At 70.9% G+C, this 14,791-nt stretch carries 19 protein-coding genes; 11 read left to right on the top strand and 8 right to left on the bottom strand.

Features of this window, described 5'->3' with window-relative positions; translation table 11 throughout:
* From ACY34M_RS41250 to ACY34M_RS41235, 4 genes are all read right to left on the bottom strand, one after another.
* Positions 1–466 (bottom strand): fasciclin domain-containing protein (locus tag ACY34M_RS41250; protein WP_462723803.1); only part of this gene is annotated, 466 nt, incomplete at its 3' end.
* A 100-nt stretch (positions 467–566) separates the two neighbouring features.
* Entirely contained in the window at positions 567–914 is a 348-nt protein-coding gene (locus tag ACY34M_RS41245) for a hypothetical protein (RefSeq protein WP_462723804.1), read from the bottom strand.
* Positions 914–1,534 carry an Asp23/Gls24 family envelope stress response protein gene (locus ACY34M_RS41240; RefSeq protein ID WP_462723805.1) on the bottom strand — a complete coding sequence of 207 codons (621 nt, stop codon included), beginning with the start codon at positions 1,532–1,534 and terminating at the stop codon, positions 914–916. Before ACY34M_RS41240 ends, ACY34M_RS41245 begins: the two co-directional genes overlap by 1 nt.
* Positions 1,531–2,115, bottom strand: a complete 585-nt coding sequence (locus ACY34M_RS41235) for an RNA polymerase sigma factor (RefSeq protein WP_462723806.1) — start codon at positions 2,113–2,115, stop codon at positions 1,531–1,533. The genes ACY34M_RS41240 and ACY34M_RS41235 overlap by 4 nt, the downstream gene beginning before the upstream one ends.
* 208 nt (positions 2,116–2,323) lie before the next feature.
* Here ACY34M_RS41235 and ACY34M_RS41230 point away from each other — a divergent pair, with 208 nt between their 5' ends.
* From ACY34M_RS41230 to ACY34M_RS41205, 6 genes are all read left to right on the top strand, one after another.
* Positions 2,324–2,827 carry an Asp23/Gls24 family envelope stress response protein gene (locus ACY34M_RS41230; protein WP_462723807.1) on the top strand — a complete coding sequence of 168 codons (504 nt, stop codon included), beginning with the start codon at positions 2,324–2,326 and terminating at the stop codon, positions 2,825–2,827.
* Positions 2,828–2,929: 102 nt separating this feature from the next.
* Positions 2,930–3,115: a hypothetical protein gene (locus tag ACY34M_RS41225; RefSeq protein ID WP_462723842.1), complete on the top strand. Its 186-nt coding sequence runs from the start codon at positions 2,930–2,932 to the stop codon at positions 3,113–3,115.
* Complete coding sequence (locus tag ACY34M_RS41220) at positions 3,112–4,131, top strand: DUF6286 domain-containing Asp23/Gls24 family envelope stress response protein (RefSeq protein WP_462723808.1); 1,020 nt, start codon at positions 3,112–3,114, stop codon at positions 4,129–4,131. Before ACY34M_RS41225 ends, ACY34M_RS41220 begins: the two co-directional genes overlap by 4 nt.
* Positions 4,121–4,687 carry a hypothetical protein gene (locus ACY34M_RS41215; protein ID WP_462723809.1) on the top strand — a complete coding sequence of 189 codons (567 nt, stop codon included), beginning with the start codon at positions 4,121–4,123 and terminating at the stop codon, positions 4,685–4,687. The genes ACY34M_RS41220 and ACY34M_RS41215 overlap by 11 nt, the downstream gene beginning before the upstream one ends.
* 70 nt (positions 4,688–4,757) lie before the next feature.
* A complete protein-coding gene (locus ACY34M_RS41210) occupies positions 4,758–5,594 on the top strand; it encodes a YihY/virulence factor BrkB family protein (protein ID WP_462723810.1) in 837 nt (278 codons plus the stop codon).
* Between the two features lie 200 nt (positions 5,595–5,794).
* Entirely contained in the window at positions 5,795–6,529 is a 735-nt protein-coding gene (locus tag ACY34M_RS41205) for an ANTAR domain-containing protein (RefSeq protein WP_462723811.1), read from the top strand.
* A gap of 45 nt (positions 6,530–6,574) precedes the next feature.
* Here ACY34M_RS41205 and ACY34M_RS41200 read toward each other — a convergent pair whose 3' ends face one another.
* Both ACY34M_RS41200 and ACY34M_RS41195 read right to left on the bottom strand, forming a co-directional pair.
* Positions 6,575–8,005, bottom strand: coding sequence for a sugar porter family MFS transporter (locus ACY34M_RS41200; RefSeq protein WP_462723840.1), 1,431 nt, complete (start codon positions 8,003–8,005; stop codon positions 6,575–6,577).
* A 209-nt stretch (positions 8,006–8,214) separates the two neighbouring features.
* Positions 8,215–8,646 carry an ArsI/CadI family heavy metal resistance metalloenzyme gene (locus ACY34M_RS41195; RefSeq protein WP_462723812.1) on the bottom strand — a complete coding sequence of 144 codons (432 nt, stop codon included), beginning with the start codon at positions 8,644–8,646 and terminating at the stop codon, positions 8,215–8,217.
* 85 nt (positions 8,647–8,731) lie between these two features.
* On the opposite strand from ACY34M_RS41195, the gene ACY34M_RS41190 reads away from it, so the two are divergent.
* From ACY34M_RS41190 to ACY34M_RS41170, 5 genes are all read left to right on the top strand, one after another.
* A complete protein-coding gene (locus ACY34M_RS41190) occupies positions 8,732–9,139 on the top strand; it encodes an ArsR/SmtB family transcription factor (protein WP_462723813.1) in 408 nt (135 codons plus the stop codon).
* A gap of 2 nt (positions 9,140–9,141) precedes the next feature.
* Entirely contained in the window at positions 9,142–10,233 is a 1,092-nt protein-coding gene (gene arsB / locus ACY34M_RS41185; protein ID WP_462723841.1) for an ACR3 family arsenite efflux transporter, read from the top strand.
* Positions 10,226–10,651, top strand: coding sequence for an arsenate reductase ArsC (locus tag ACY34M_RS41180; protein ID WP_462723814.1), 426 nt, complete (start codon positions 10,226–10,228; stop codon positions 10,649–10,651). The genes arsB and ACY34M_RS41180 overlap by 8 nt, the downstream gene beginning before the upstream one ends.
* 63 nt (positions 10,652–10,714) lie before the next feature.
* Positions 10,715–11,476, top strand: coding sequence for a class I SAM-dependent methyltransferase (locus ACY34M_RS41175; protein ID WP_462723815.1), 762 nt, complete (start codon positions 10,715–10,717; stop codon positions 11,474–11,476).
* 117 nt (positions 11,477–11,593) lie between these two features.
* Positions 11,594–12,862, top strand: coding sequence for a M14 family zinc carboxypeptidase (locus ACY34M_RS41170; RefSeq protein ID WP_462723816.1), 1,269 nt, complete (start codon positions 11,594–11,596; stop codon positions 12,860–12,862).
* 8 nt (positions 12,863–12,870) lie between these two features.
* Here the strand turns inward: ACY34M_RS41170 and ACY34M_RS41165 are convergent, their stop codons facing one another.
* Positions 12,871–13,788 carry an AraC family transcriptional regulator gene (locus ACY34M_RS41165; protein ID WP_462723817.1) on the bottom strand — a complete coding sequence of 306 codons (918 nt, stop codon included), beginning with the start codon at positions 13,786–13,788 and terminating at the stop codon, positions 12,871–12,873.
* Between the two features lie 70 nt (positions 13,789–13,858).
* Positions 13,859–14,767 carry a zinc-binding dehydrogenase gene (locus ACY34M_RS41160; RefSeq protein WP_462723818.1) on the bottom strand — a complete coding sequence of 303 codons (909 nt, stop codon included), beginning with the start codon at positions 14,765–14,767 and terminating at the stop codon, positions 13,859–13,861.
* Positions 14,768–14,791: the final 24 nt, after the last annotated feature.

Raw genomic sequence — 14,791 nt, 5'->3', positions numbered from 1 at the left:
CGCCCACCACGTGGTACGTGAGGACCTTCGTGAGCTGCGCCTTGTCGTTGAGGACCTTGTTCAGATCCGCCTTCGGAATCTTGGCGAACGCGTCATTGGTCGGCGCGAACACGGTCACGTTCTTGGCGTTGTTGAGGGTGTCGACCAGCCCGGCCTTCTTCACCGCGGTGACGAGGGTGGACAGGGCCGGGTTGTTCGACGCGGCGGTGGCGACCGGGTCCTTGGCCATCCCTTCGAAGGACCCCTTGCCGTCCTTGGGCACCGACGAACAGGCCGCACCGAACGGCTTGCTCATGGTCGAGGTGTCCTCCGAGGGGCTCGTCTTGTCGGTCCCCTTGGACGCGGAGGAGGAGGCACTGTCGGAGCCACTGTCTTTGGAGCTGCTGTCGGAGCAGGCGGTCAGCGCCACCGGCAGCATGGCGGCAGCAGCGACGGCGACGGCGGCACGACGGGTTCGAGTGCGCATGGCAATCCCTCCACGATCGATCAGTGGGAGCTTCTTTACTCCCGACACACGTAATCCGGGGTGGAAGGGAAGGCGGATTGGTCGATTCCCGCCAGTGGTGTCAGACCAGGCCGGTGACCGTCACGGTGACCCGGGCCCGCGCGCTCTGGGCCGGGACCGCCTTGGCCAGGTGTTCCTCGGCCGTACGGCGCGCGGCGCGGGCGACGTCCACCGTGCGGGACCGGGCGAGCGCGACGAGTTGGATCTCGATGCGCCAGGGGTCGTCGGCGCCCTGCGGAGGGGTGAGCCGCACGCCGGAGGACCCTCCGCCCGCGGACGGCGCCGGGCGGGCGAGCGCGGAGCGCAGGCGCCCGGCCAGGTCCGGCTTGAGGAAGGCGACACCGGGCACGTCGGCCACGGCGCGGGCGATGTCGTCGGTGAGGTGGTCGGGGATGCTGGTCCTGGTCATCAGGCTCGGCCTTCCTGGCCATCGGCCGTGCTGTCGATGAGGTCGGTGACTCGGATGTCCACGGCCACGACGGGCATGCCGAGGTCGCGGTCCGCGACCTCCCACACCCTCGTACGGACGTCCTCCGCGAGGTCGGGGAGGGCCGCGTCGAAGGGTGCGTGGATCTCCAGTCCGACCTCGACCCGATCCGGTGTGTCCGGGCCGGGCAGGGGCCGAAGGCGGCAGGAACCGGCCCGCACCCCGGACACGCTCTCCGCGGCCGCTCGCAGGGTCCGTGCGGCGACCGCCTCCATGACCCACAGCTCCTCGTCGGGTTCGCCGAGCGGCAGCGGTCGGCCGGGACGCAGTTCGAGTCGTACGACGTCCATGACACGGCGTGTCAGCGCGGCGGTGTCGTGGCCGGTGTCGTCCAGTGGTTCGCTGCGCAGGTCGCGTACCGCGGACTCCAGCTGTTCGAGGTCCTGGACGGCGGCCCGGCAGTGCGGGCACTCCTGGAGGTGCGGGTCGTCCGAGCCCTCCTCCCACTCGGTCCACACCCGGGACAGCAGGCGGCCGCAGGGCAGTTGCTCGTCGTCGGCGCCCTCGGAGTACGTGTTGGGCGGGTCGGTGTGAGCGGTCATCGCCAGGCCCCCAGTGCTTGAGTCAGGCTGCGTCGTGCACGGAAGACACGGGCGCGGACAGCCTCCTGGCTGATCCCGACCGCGTCCGCGATGAAGTCGTAGGGCTGGCCGTCCAGTTCGCGCAGCACCCAGCACGCGCGTTGTTCGGCCGACAGTTGGTCGAGGGCCGCGCCCAGCTCGCGCACGGCGTAGCGGGCCTCGGTGATCCGGGCCGGTGACACCGAGTGCTCGGGCGCGGCCACGTCCGCCGCCGACTCCAGCGGCACGACCGGCCTGCGGGACCGCAGGATGTTCAGGCAGCGGTTGGTGACGATGCGGTACGTCCAGGTGCCGAACGACGCCGAGCCGTGGAACTCGGGCAGGCTGCGCCAGGCGCTGACGAGGGCGTCCTGCACGGCGTCCTCGGCCTCGGTGCGCGTGCCGAGCAGCCGCGTGGCCAGCCGCAACAGCGCAGGAGCGTGCCGCTGGACGAGAACGGCGAAGGCGTCCTCGTCCCCTTCCGCCGCCCGGACCGCAAGGAGCGCGTCATCGGTCGCGCTCCCGCCCTCCGGCGGTGCGGTATCTCTGCGGGCACCCGCCACTGAGTGGCTCCTCTCGTCTCTTCCTGACCGTTGGACACACGTGCGCCGCATTTGTGACGCGGAAACTTCAGGTCCCCTGCGACCGGGCCGACGAAGCCCCGGTCGGGGCTCCTCGGAAAAGTTCTTCTTCTTGTCGCGTCACAGATGCGTCCGGGGCGGGTCTATCCACCTAAGAACATCCGACCGACCGCAGAAAGAAGGACACGCCATGAGCACGAGCGCGCAGACCGCACCGGACACCAAGAAGGTTCCGCAGGAGCGGGTCGGCCGTCCGGCGCAGACGACGGCGGTGTTCGGTGGCGCGACGGGCGTCGACCAGCTCGCCGCCGACCGCGGCAGGACGTCCATCGCCGATGTCGTCGTGGTGAAGATCGCCGGTATCGCGGCGCGTGAGATCCCCGGCGTCCACGACATGGGCGGCGGTCTCTCCCGCACCATCGGCGCCGTGCGCGACCGGGTGCCGGGCGGCCGGCCGAACGTCGGGCGGGGTGTGAAGGTCGAGGTCGGCGAGCGGCAGACGGCGGTCGACATCGACCTGGTGGTCGAGTACGGGGTGCCGATCTCGGACCTGGCCCGCGACGTGCGCGAGAACGTGATCTCCGCGGTGGAGCGCATCACCGGCCTGGAGGTGGTGGAGGTGAACGTCACGATCAACGACGTCCACCTGCCCGAGGACGACGAGGCTCCCGCCGCGGAGAACCGCGTGGAGTGACCGGTGGGTCGCACCTGTCGTGTGTGTCGTACGTGTCGTGCGTAGGGGCCGACGTTGGCGGCCGGGGCCCGGTGGCGTCGGCCGAGTAGAGGTGAGGTGGCAGTGAGCAGAGCGACGACCGGGATGCTCGCCGGGATGGCGTTGGCCTTCGCAGGGTTCTTCGGGGGCTTCGGGGCGTTCCTGCTCGTGGCGGTCCTCGGGGCGCTGGGCGGGGCGGCCGGGCACTGGTTCGACGCCGGCGGGCGTGTCCAGGACCTGCGCGACAGCTGGGAACGGGGCCGTCGATGACCGAGGCCGCCGAGCGTGGCACGACGGTCGTCTCGGACAAGGCCGTACGCAAGATCGCCGGGCGTGCGGCCGGTGAGGCCACGCCGGCGCCCGTGCGCACCGGGGTGGGTTCCGCGACCGTGCGCGGGCGCCGGGCGGACGTCGGGGTGAAGGTGGCGCTGCCGTTCCCGGCACCGCTGCCCGAAGCGGCCCGCCTGATCCAGGACCATGTCACCGCCCGCACCCACGAGTTGACGGGTCTTCACGTCGGACCGGCACGGGTCCAGGTCACCGGGCTCCTCCCCGTACCGGCCGCAAGGCCCGCGGCGGAGTCCGTCGCGGCGGGCGACGCGAGTGCCGCGGACGGGGACTCCGGCGCATCACGCACGCCGTTGCGCTGGTGGTCGCCGCGCAGGCTGCCGACGGCGCTGCTCGCCCTCGTGGCCGCCGTCGCCTGTGGCGCACTCGCCGTCGACATGGCCGGGGTGCACCTGGCACACCGTCCCGCCGCCGCCTGGCGCACCGATGCGGTCCACTGGCTGGAGCGACACGGACCGGACAGCTCGTTCGTCGGCATCGGCGCCGTGGCACTCGTCGTCCTCGGCATCCTGATGATCGTCCTGGCGGTCAGCCCGGGACGCCGCGGACTGCTCACCGTGGAGTCCCCCGCGGCACCGCTGCGGGCGGCCATGGACCGCACGGCGATCGCCCTCGTGGTGCGTGACGCCGTGGGGGACGTCGCGGGAGTCGGCACCGTACGCGTCCGGGTGCGGCGGCGCCGTGTCGTCGTCCGCGCCCAACTGGCCTTCGGAGACGGGGCGGTGGCCCGACGCGCCGCCGAGGCAGCGACACGCGAAGTCCTCGAAGGCTGCCGCCTGCGGCGCCCGCCCAGAGTGCGCGTCAAGGTCCGTGCCGACAGCGCCTGGACCGCCGGGACGGGCCAGGACGACGCCGATGAAGGCCGGCAGTCCCCCGACGCCACCCCACCGGTGGAGAAGTCACCTCAGCAGAAGGGTCGTGCCACTGATGCCCCGTAGCCGTACGATCCTGAACCGGGCCCTGCTGGGCCTGACAGGCCTGCTCGCCGTGGCGGCGGGCGGCTGGCTCGGCCTGGGACGCACGTCATGGCGGTCCGCCTTCGGCCCCCACACCCCGCTCCTGCCCCCTGAGCGCCTGGCCTCGGTGCGCGGCCAGGAATGGTGGACGCCCACGGTCATGACCGCATCGGTCGTCGCCGCCGTCCTGCTCGCCTGGTGGGCCGCGCGGCAACTGCGCACGGGAAGCCGACGCCTGGTGGCCCTGCCCTCTTCGCGGAGCCACCTGCGCACCCGCGCCCTGGAGGACACACTGGCCGGCCTCGTGGAGGACGTCGACGGTGTCGCCCACTGCCGACCCCGGGTCCGGGGCGGGACCCGGACGGGGCGGCTCGACGCGGTGGTGCGAGTACGTCTTCACCACGACACCACACCCTCCACCGTCCTCCCCCCACTTACCAGGATCGCGAACGACACAAGGGACACTCTCGCCCCGTACCGTTTCCGCATGCACATTCGCTTCTCCGCACGCTCGCACCGCAGGCCGCATGTCCGTTGACCCACACGCTCTCGACGGCACGCCGCACGAGCGGGGCCCCGGCCCCCTCCCCTCGGGAGGTGTCAGCCGCATGTCGGCCTGGCGCACCGCGCTGCGCCGTACCCCCGTGTCGATGTGGCGCGACGACATGTCGGACTCCGCGGCCGCGCTGACGTACTACGCGATCCTGACCGTGCTGCCGTCCCTGCTGGTGATCTCCCTGGCGTTCAGCCTCATCAGCCCGGACACGGCCGAGCAGTTCGTCGCCCACGTCACCGCCTACGCTCCCGGGCAGTCCGGCAGCCAGCTCCACGACGTGCTGTCCCGGGCGCTGCACCACGGCACGGCCGCCTGGACCCTGCTGTGCGTCGGCGCGGTCAGCGCGCTGTGGTCCGCCTCCAGTTACCTCGCGGTGTTCCGTCGGGCGGTCCACCGCATGCACCGGGTGGCGGACCGGCGCTCGACCTGGCACAAGGCCCACCGCATCCTGGGCACGGCGCTCGCCCTGCTCGGCATCCTCGTGCTCAGCGCCCTGGTGCTCCTGCTGACCGGTCCGGTCGCCGAGACGATGGGCCGCTACCTCGGTCTCGACACCGCGGCCGCGTGGGCCTGGACCCTGCTGCGCTGGCCCATGCTGCTGTGCGTGGTCGCGCTGCTCGTCGTCATCGTCTTCCGCACCGGCCCCACTCAGGCGCGGGTGCGCGCCCACAGCATCCCCGGCGGCGCCCTGGCGGCCTTCCTGTGGCTGTGCGCCTCCGCCGGATTCGCCTTCTACACCTCGCAGTTGAGCACCTACAGCAGGCTGTACGGCTCGCTGGCGGGCGCCGTGGTCTTCCTCATCTGGCTGTGGCTGTCCAACCTGGCGCTGCTCGCCGGTGCGCAGTTCACGGCGGAGCTCAGCGGGCTGGAGGAGCGGGAGTCGGGCTGAGCACCGCGAGGGCGGGGCGAGGCTCGTTCGTGACGCAGGAGCCTGTTCGTTTCCCGGACGTCCGGCGGCGTTCCTTGCGTTTTCTGCCTGTACCTCAGCGTAGTCACACGGCTTCACTGGGCAGTGCACCGGTCTCCGTGCGGGCCGACCGGCCTTGACGCGGCTTGCCTCCAGGCCCGGCAGGAGCGAAGGACGTCTCGATGCCCACCACCGAACGTGAGCAGCTCATCGCTGCGGCGGTATTGGACCTGCTCTCCCGGCCGGACGGCTTCGATGTCCTGGAACTGCTGCACGACCTGACGACGCACGCGGTCACTCTGCTCGGCGTCCGCTCGGCCGGGATCACGGTCCTCGACAAGAGGGGGCGGGTCGACTACGTCACCGCCTCCGACGAAACGTGCCGACGCCTGGAGGAGGACCAGCTCGAACTGGGCGAAGGCCCCTGCATGGACAGCACCCGAACCGGCCAGACCCTGGCCCCGGTCGTGCTGCGGTCCGACCGCCCCGGCGGCCCTCGCTGGCCCCGCTTCACCCCGCGGGCCCTGGCTGCCGGCATCACCAGCGTCGCCGCCGTGCCCCTGCGCATCGCGCAGCACCCGATCGGCGCCCTCAACCTGATGAGCAGCGACACCGCGCCGACGCAGGGGGACTTGGGCCTCGCCCAGGTGCTGGCGGACGCCGCAGGCCAACGCCTGCGGCAACGGCAGGCGAGTCTCGGCAAGGACGGAATCGCCGACCAGCTGGAGACCGCCCTGCGATCGCGCTTCGTCATCGAACAGGTCAAAGGCATGCTCGCCTCCCACCTGGGAGTCACCATGGAAGAGGCATTCGCCCGATTACGCGGCCTCGCCCGCTCCCGACGGCAACAACTCACCGAACTGGCCGCCCAGATCGTGCAGGGGCCCATCCCGGCCGAGTTCGACGCGGTGCGGTGACATCACGGGATCCGTCCCGGGGCGCTTCGTCGTGCCGCCTCGGCGTCAGGCCGGCGCGTGCTGCTGGTGCACCTCGCCGGTCATCTCCTCCAGTTCCTGACCCGTGGTCTCGGGAACCTTCGCCCGGGTGAAGACGAACGCCATGACCGCGAAGAAGGCGAAGGCGCCGTACAGCCAGGACAGGCCGACGTGCTTCGTCATCGGCTCGAAGGAGAAGGTGACGACGAAGTTGAAGATCCAGTTCGACGCCGTACCGATGGCGAGCGCGTAGCCGCGCATCCGGTTCGGGAACATCTCGGCGAGCATGATCCACAGAATCGGACCCCAGGAGAGCGCGAAGAAGATCACGAACACGTTCGCGCCGACCAGGGCCACCGGCCCCCAGGCACCGGGGAGCGTCACGTTCGTGCCGCTGCCGTGCTGCTGCGAGAAGGCGACAGCGGCCATGAGAAGGCCGATGAACATGCCCACCGAGCCGATCGACAGCAGGCGACGCCGTCCGACACGGTCGACGAAGAGCATCGCGACGACCGTCATGACCACGTTGATACCGGCCGTGATGACGGAGGTGATGAACGAGTCCCCCGTGCTGAATCCGACCGAGTGCCACAGGGTCGTCGAGTAGTAGAAGATCGCGTTGATCCCGATGAGCTGCTGCAGCGCGGCCATGATGATGCCCACCCACACCAGCGGGTGCAGGCCGAAGCGGTTGCCGCGGATGTCGGCGAACGACGGGCGGTGCTCCGCGGAGATCGTCCGCTCGATCTCGGCGACCTTGGCCTGCGGGTCCGATTCACCGCTGACCCGGCCGAGCACGGCCGCCGCCTTGTCGAGCCGTCCGCGGGAGACCAGATAGCGCGGCGACTCGGGGATCAGCAGCGCGAGCACCCCGTACACGACGGCGGGCACGACACCCACGAGGAACATCCAGCGCCACGCCTCGATGCCCCACCACAGCTCGCGCGACGGGCCACCGGCCCAGTGCGAGAGCACCGCGTTCGAACTGAGCACCACGAGCTGGCCGATGGTGATCGCGAGCTGCTGCAGCGACCCGAGCGCGCCGCGGCCCTTGGCCGGTGCGATCTCGGAGATGTAGGCCGGCGCGATCACCGAGGCGACACCGATGCCGAGTCCGCCGACGACGCGCCAGACCAGCAGCGACGGCACGTTGAACGCCGTGGCCGTACCGACGGAGCTGAGGACGAAGAGGACCGCCCCGATCACCATCACCGTGCGCCGGCCGAAACGGTCGGCGAGCCGTCCGGCGAACCAGGCTCCCGCGGCGCAGCCGAGCAGCGCGATCGAGACGACGAAGCCCGACATGAAGGAGCCCAGCGTGAACTGGTCCGTGAGCGAGTCGACCGCGCCGTTGATCACGGAGGAGTCGAAGCCGAAGAGGAACCCTCCGACGGCAGCGGCAATGGCCACGCCAATGGCCTTGCCGCGGGTTCCATTCGCAGTTGACAACGTTGTCACACCAGTCGCACTGGACACTGAATCGCACACCTTGCTTCGTTTATTGCATTGAGGCGGCCGACGGTCCGGGTGCACGCGTACGGCACTCACCGGCCCGTCGGGGCATCCGTCACGCTAGGCCGCAACCGGTTGCGTACGCAATGGGTGACCGGGACGTGGGATCCTCGCCACAGTGATCTTCGAGGGTGCGTGCCACCTCCGCGGTGGGGTCAGCCGCAGCCGCATGCCGATCCCGCCGACTCCGGCTCGACCCGGGCGCTCTTGCCGAGGGTGCCGGCGTCGGCCTTGACCACGTAGACCTCCCAGGGCTCCTGACCGGGGCCGTGGACCCAGACCTTGCCCTGGAGGGCGTAGCAGCAGGAGGTGTCGTTCTCCTCGAACGTCGCCAGGCCGGCGTGCTTGAGCCGGTCGGTGGCGGCGGTGACCTGGTCCGTGGAATCGACCTCGACACCGAGGTGGTCGAGCCGGGTGTCTTCGCCGGGCTCCCCCTCGATGAGGACGAGCTTCAGCGGGGGTTCGGTGATGGCGAAGTTGGCGTAACCCTCGCGCCGCTTGGCCGGTTCGGTGCCGAACAGCTTCGAGTAGAAGGTGATCGACGCCTCCAGATCGCTGACACGCAGGGCGAGCCGTGCGCGGGACATGGGGGTACCTCCATCGACTGCATCCTGTATTGATGTCCGTCAATGCAACATTGCGCTCTGCATCGGTGGCTGTCAATATAGAAGAATGTCGAATCAAGAGCTTGTGGTGCTGGGGCAGGGCGGTGACACCGACGGGTGTTGTCCGGGGCTCCTGACTGCGCCACTGGACGGGGAACAGGCCGTCGAGCTGGCCGCGGTCTTCAAGGCGCTCGGAGACCCGGTGCGGCTTCGGCTGCTGTCGATGATCGCCTCGCAGGCGGGCGGGGAGGTCTGTGTGTGCGACCTGACTCCGGCCTTCGACCTGTCGCAGCCGACGATCTCGCACCACCTCAAGCTGCTGCGGCAGGCCGGTCTGATCGACTGCGAGCGGCGCGGCACCTGGGTCTACTACTGGCTGCTGCCGGAGATGACCGACCGCCTCGCGGGCATCCTGACCCGCCCGGCCGGCGCCCCGCTGCCCAGCCGTGGCGAGACGGCGGGTGCCGGCTCGTGAGCATGGACGCACCCGAACAGAGCGTGGCCGGGCGGCTGTCGTTCCTGGACCGCTACCTGGCCGTGTGGATCCTCGCCGCGATGGCGGTCGGTCTGGGTCTGGGGCGCCTGATCCCGGGCCTGGGGGACGCACTGGCGACGGTGACGGTGAGCGGGGTGTCCCTGCCGATCGCGCTGGGCCTGCTCGTGATGATGTACCCGGTGCTGGCCAAGGTCCGTTACGACCGACTCGACACGGTGACCCGCGATCGGCGCATGCTGCTGCCCTCGCTGCTGCTGAACTGGATCGTCGGCCCGGCCCTCATGTTCGCCCTGGCCTGGCTGTTCCTGCCGGACCTGCCCGAGTACCGCACCGGCCTGATCATCGTCGGCCTCGCACGCTGCATCGCCATGGTCATCATCTGGAACGACCTCGCCTGCGGGCACCGCGAAGCCGCCGCCGTGCTCGTCGCGCTCAACTCGGTGTTCCAGGTGATCGCGTTCTCCGCGCTCGGCTGGTTCTACCTCCAGGTGCTGCCCGGCTGGCTCGGCCTGGAACAGACCAGCCTGGACGTGTCCGTGTGGGAGATCGCCCGCAGCGTGCTCATCTTCCTGGGCGTCCCGCTCGCGGCCGGATACCTGACCCGCCGCATCGGCGAGAAGGCCAAGGGCCGCGCCTGGTACGAGGCGAGGCTGATTCCGCGCATCGGCCCGTTCGCCCTGTACGGACTGCTGTTCACCATCGTCATCCTCTTCGCGCTCCAGGGCGACGCCATCACCGGCCGGCCGGTGGACGTGGTCCGCATCGCGCTGCCACTGCTGGTCTACTTCGCGCTCATGTGGACCGGATCGATGCTGCTGGGCAGGGCCGTCGGCCTGGACCACCCACGGGCCACCACGCTCGCCTTCACCGCCGCGGGCAACAACTTCGAGCTGGCCATCGCGGTCTCCATCGCGACCTTCGGCGCCGCCTCCGGACAGGCACTCGCCGGGGTGGTCGGGCCGCTCATCGAGGTGCCGGCGCTGATCGGACTCGTCTACGTGGCGCTGTACGCGCGCCGCTACTTCCCCGCCGCGACCGCCGCCGTCCGACAGGAAGAGGCCACCCGTGTCTGACCCCGCACACCGGCCGTCGGTGCTGTTCGTCTGCGTTCACAACGCCGGACGCTCGCAGATGGCGGCGGCCTTCCTCACCCACCTCGCCGGTGACCGCGTCCTTGTACGGTCCGCAGGCTCTGCCCCGGCCGACACGGTCAACCCGGCCGTGGTCGAAGCGCTCGGCGAGGTCGGCATCGACGTCTCCGCCGAGGTCCCCAAGGTGCTCACCGCGGACGCCGTTCAGGCCTCCGACGTCGTCATCACCATGGGCTGCGGAGACACCTGCCCCGTCTTCCCCGGCAAGCGCTACCTCGACTGGCAACTCCCGGACCCGGCAGGGCAGGGCGTCGACGCCGTACGCCCCATCCGCGACGAGATCGAACAGCGCATCCGGGAACTCGTCACGGAGATCGTCCTCGGCGAACCGGTGTGGTGACCGCACCGGTTCGCCGGGTCGGTGACGGTCGAATGCCTGGTGCGGAAAGGCGATGATGAGGGCATGAACGCCAGATCCCGCGCCCGGTCCTTCGACGCAGCCGCACGTCAGTACGCGGCGAGTCGGCCTTCCTATCCGGCCGCGCTGTTCGACTCCGTCGAGGAGTTCGCGGGCCGTGGCCTGGCGGGTGCCCGGGTCGCCGACGTCGGGGCGGGCACCGGAATCGCCAGCGCGCAACTGCGGGAGCGAGGCGCTGATGTGATCGCTGTCGAGCCGGGTGAGGCCATGGCCGGCGAGTTCCACCGGGCACTCCCGGAGGTTCCGGTCGTGAGAGGTGACGGCAACGCTCTGCCCCTGGCCGAGGACTCCTGCGACCTCATCACGTACGCCCAGTCCTGGCAGTGGACCGACCCCGACCGGTCCGTCCCGGAGGCGTTGCGGGTCCTGGGAGCGGGCGGCGCGCTGGCGATCTGGTGGAACACCACGGCCTTCGACGTGCCGTGGATCCGCGAGCAGCACGAGCGGATCGCGCACCACTGCGGGGTGAAGCCAAGGTCTGCCGTGCGCCCTTCGGACAGCGACGCGCTGCGGCTGGCGGGGCTGACGGGACTCCGGGTTGCGCGCAGTCACCTGCGCTGGAGCCGCACGGTCTCCTTGGACGTGCATCTCGCCAACATCGGCAGCCGGTCGGCGTTCCTCGTCCTCGAAGAGGCGGACCGCCAGGCGTTCTTCGTCGATGAGCGTGAGCGGCTGGGCAGGATCTTTCCTCGCGATGAGGTGGAGGAGACGTACGTGGTTGATCTCCTGGTCGCGCTCCGTCCCTGACGTCGTGCGGCAGCACGCCCTCGCTTCCCGCCCCGGCGGGGGCGCGCACAGGTATGTCCCGTCATGGCCTGGACTCCCCCGGCCCGGCGTCGCAGGCTCGTCGCCAAGGAGTGAGAAGTGGGAGTGCGGAAGGCCGTGATGCCCATGACCGCTTCGGCCGCTGCCGGGCTCGTCGGCCCACGCCCACCAACGTGCCGCGAACTGCGCGACACTTTGCGGGAGTTGGCCGTTGCGCAGCCGGATCGGTGCCACCTGCGGGTCGTCGGGCAGTCACGGGCGGGTCGTCCGCTGGAGCTGCTGACCGTCCGGGGCGGGCCCGTGCGCGTCCTCGTCCTGGGGATGCCCCACCCCAATGAACCGGTCGGGCTGGCGACGATCTCAGCTCTGGCACGCCACGCCACTCGGCATCCACGGGCGCTGGGCGCCACCTGGCATCTGGTGCCGGTCTTCGACGTCGACGGCGCACTGCTGAACGAAGCGTGGTGGTCGACCGGTGAGCTGTCCATGGAGGCGTATCACCGGGGCTTCTACCGGCCGGCGCAGGCGGACCAGCCCGAGTGGACGTTCCCCCGCGACGGCTTCGACGACGCTCTGCCCGAAGCGCGCGCCGTGCAGCGGATCATCGACCGGGTCCGGCCGGATCTCCTCGTCAGCCTGCACAACAGCGATACGGGCGGAGCCTTTCTGATCGCGGGCAGGCCCGATCCATGTCTCGTGCCTGTCCTTCAACAGGCGGCGCAGCGACACCGGTTGCCGGTGTCGACCTCGCCGTCGGACGCGATCGGCTGGGGCAGTCCCGGACCGGGGGTGTTCGCGCTGCCGTCGGCCGGGCATCAGCAGCCGGGGCCCGGCAGCACCCGCCGCCCGTACGGCGTGAGCAGCGGGCACATCGCCACCGACCGGGGCGCGCGGATCGCGCTGATGCCCGAGGTGCCCATGTGGGCCACCCGCTCCCACGAACTGGCCGCCGGGGCGGGCGTCCACCGGTTGGAGGAAGCGGCACGACTGCTGCGTCCCGTCGTCGAGCGGCTGGCTCCCTCGCCGACCGATCCCTTCCTTCCCGCGATCACGGACACCCTGCACGCCATGGAGCTGGTCGCCGCCTTGTACCGTTCCGACACCAGGGCCGGCGCCGACCAGGACACCGCGTATCTGCTGCCCCTGCGGGCCGCGGGCATGCTGTTGCGCCGTCTGCACACCGAGCAGCCCACCACGCCCGCACACAGGGAGTGGACCGCCGCCGCAGGCGCCGAGGTCGAAGCCCTCTTCACCGCCTGGCACGCCGAGGCCGACCGCGCACTGCGCCCCGTACCGATCGCCCTGGCCCGCACGGCCGGGTATCAACTCGACGTCGTCCTCGCTTGCTTGTCCCTGCTCGGCCAGTGAGCACCGGTTCACTGGCGAAGTCGAGAACGATACTCGCCAGGGGCCGTGCCCCGGGCGCGTCGGAAGGCGCGGCTGAAAGCGTGCGGAGAGCCGTAGCCGACCGCGCCGGAGATCGACTCGACGGGCTCGTCGGTGTCACGGAGCCGGACGGACGCCAGGTCGATGCGCCACTGCGTCACGTACGCGCCCGGCGTCTGTCCGAGGGCGGACCGGAAACGTCTGGACAGCGTCGCCCGGGAGACGCTCGTCGCGGCGGCCAGGGTCTCCGTGGTCCAGGGGTGTCCCGGTCGGGCGTGGACGCACGCCAGCGCGTCGCGCACGACCGGATCACGCATCGCTCCCAGCCACGAGCCGGACCGCTCCTGCGGGTGGCGGGCCAGCCAGGCGCGTACGAACTGGACGAGCAGAAGGTCGACGATGCTGTTGACGGCGGCGGTGGTGCCGATCTGCGGCTGTGCGAGCTCAGCGGCGAGAAGTTCGACGACCCTTCTGAACTGTGCGTTCTCCCCTGCGGTGACGTGCATCGGCCGGGCGAGGGAGGTGAGGACCGGTGTGCGCACCTCCGGGTCCTGCTCGTAGTGCAGGACGATGACTTCCGTCTGCACCGGCGCCGAGCCCAGCCGCAGGGCTCGGCCGTCGTCGAAGGACCGGGCCGCTGCCTCCCGGTCGCAGGAACCCGTCGTCACGTCGGCGCCGCCGGCTATTCCGTGTGCGGTGCCCGGCGGTACCAGGACGGCGTCTCCGGCCTGCACCCGAAGAGGTTTCTCGCCCTTGATGTGGAGCCACATGGTGCCGCGGGACACCACGTGCAGTGCCGCTCCTGGAGAGGAGTCCAGATACAGGCCCCAGGTTCCACCGGCCTCCAGCACGACCCCGAGCGCCCCACGCGCCCCCGAAACACGCAGGGCCTCCGCCAGCACATCCATGGGTCCATTCTCGTCCACCGCCACGAACCACCCACCGGCGGGCGAGGCACGGGTGTGCTCGTCCACCGCTTCAGGCCACGTCAAGGACGGCCTTTCCGTGCACCTTCCGCGCGAACAGCGCCCGGACTGCGTCGCCCACGCCCCGCCAGTCGCCTCGCAGTCCGACCGGCGCCGAGAGCCTCCCGGCGGCCATGAGGCCCAGCAGGTCCGTCAACTCCCCGCCGGTCGGCGTCATGTCGCCGTACGTGGCGATGCTGCGGGGTTCGCCGAAGCCGAACAGAACCCCTGACGGGAACGTGGTGTCCTGCCCCGACGAGTAACCGACCAGGTGGATGGTGCCGCCCTCGGCGAGGGAACTCCACGCCCGGGCCACCAGCGGCCCACCGACCGTGTCGAGGACGAGGTCGAACCGGTCCCCGGTCCCGGCCAGGTCGGTGAGGACCTTGTCGGCGCCGAGTTCACGGAGTCCGGCGGCCCGCTCCGGCGAACCGACGAGTGCCGTCACCCGGGCGCCCGCCAGCGCCGCCAGTTGGACGGCGAAGTGCCCCACGCCCCCGCTGGCGCCGGTGACCAGCACATTGCGCGCCAGCAGGGAACGTGTGCGCAGCACCCGGAGCGGGGTGACGCCGGCGATCCCCAGCGCGGCGGCGTCGGCCAGGTCCACGCCCTCGGGGACGGTGCCGAGCGAGGCGGGACTGACCGCCATCCGCTCCGCCCACGCGTGGGGAGCCATGCCCACGGCGACGCGCGTACCTTCGGGCGGCCCCGAGCCGTCGGCCGCGGCGCGCACCACGACGCCGGCCGCGTCGTGACCGTGCACGGCGCCGGCCGGCCACTGGTCCACGTAGTTCAGCTCTCCGAAGTTGAGACCGATGTGCCGTATCTCCACCAACGCCTCGCCGGTGGACGGTACGGGCTCGTCGACATCGGCGAACCGGAGGGGTCCGGCCTCACTGTGATCGACCACAAGGGCGCGCATAAGGGTGTGTTTCCTTCTCTCGTG

The organism is Streptomyces sp. EDA2-14 (assembly GCF_054963755.1).
Note: the sequence above shows the minus strand (reverse complement) of the source record. Positions and strands in the feature narration are given on the sequence as shown.

Bases quoted from the DNA above. Each gene is read 5' to 3' on its own strand.
- ACY34M_RS41240 (WP_462723805.1), bottom strand. From the start codon at position 1,534: ATGACCGCTCACACCGACCCGCCCAACACGTACTCCGAGGGCGCCGAC.
- ACY34M_RS41195 (WP_462723812.1), bottom strand. From the start codon at position 8,646: ATGTCCCGCGCACGGCTCGCCCTGCGTGTCAGCGATCTGGAGGCGTCG.
- ACY34M_RS41245 (WP_462723804.1), bottom strand. From the start codon at position 914: ATGACCAGGACCAGCATCCCCGACCACCTCACCGACGACATCGCCCGC.
- ACY34M_RS41175 (WP_462723815.1), top strand. From the start codon at position 10,715: ATGAACGCCAGATCCCGCGCCCGGTCCTTCGACGCAGCCGCACGTCAG.
- ACY34M_RS41165 (WP_462723817.1), bottom strand. From the start codon at position 13,788: ATGGATGTGCTGGCGGAGGCCCTGCGTGTTTCGGGGGCGCGTGGGGCG.
- ACY34M_RS41230 (WP_462723807.1), top strand. From the start codon at position 2,324: ATGAGCACGAGCGCGCAGACCGCACCGGACACCAAGAAGGTTCCGCAG.
- ACY34M_RS41220 (WP_462723808.1), top strand. From the start codon at position 3,112: ATGACCGAGGCCGCCGAGCGTGGCACGACGGTCGTCTCGGACAAGGCC.
- ACY34M_RS41210 (WP_462723810.1), top strand. From the start codon at position 4,758: ATGTCGGCCTGGCGCACCGCGCTGCGCCGTACCCCCGTGTCGATGTGG.
- ACY34M_RS41190 (WP_462723813.1), top strand. From the start codon at position 8,732: ATGTCGAATCAAGAGCTTGTGGTGCTGGGGCAGGGCGGTGACACCGAC.
- ACY34M_RS41205 (WP_462723811.1), top strand. From the start codon at position 5,795: ATGCCCACCACCGAACGTGAGCAGCTCATCGCTGCGGCGGTATTGGAC.
- ACY34M_RS41215 (WP_462723809.1), top strand. From the start codon at position 4,121: ATGCCCCGTAGCCGTACGATCCTGAACCGGGCCCTGCTGGGCCTGACA.
- ACY34M_RS41160 (WP_462723818.1), bottom strand. From the start codon at position 14,767: ATGCGCGCCCTTGTGGTCGATCACAGTGAGGCCGGACCCCTCCGGTTC.
- arsB (WP_462723841.1), top strand. From the start codon at position 9,142: ATGGACGCACCCGAACAGAGCGTGGCCGGGCGGCTGTCGTTCCTGGAC.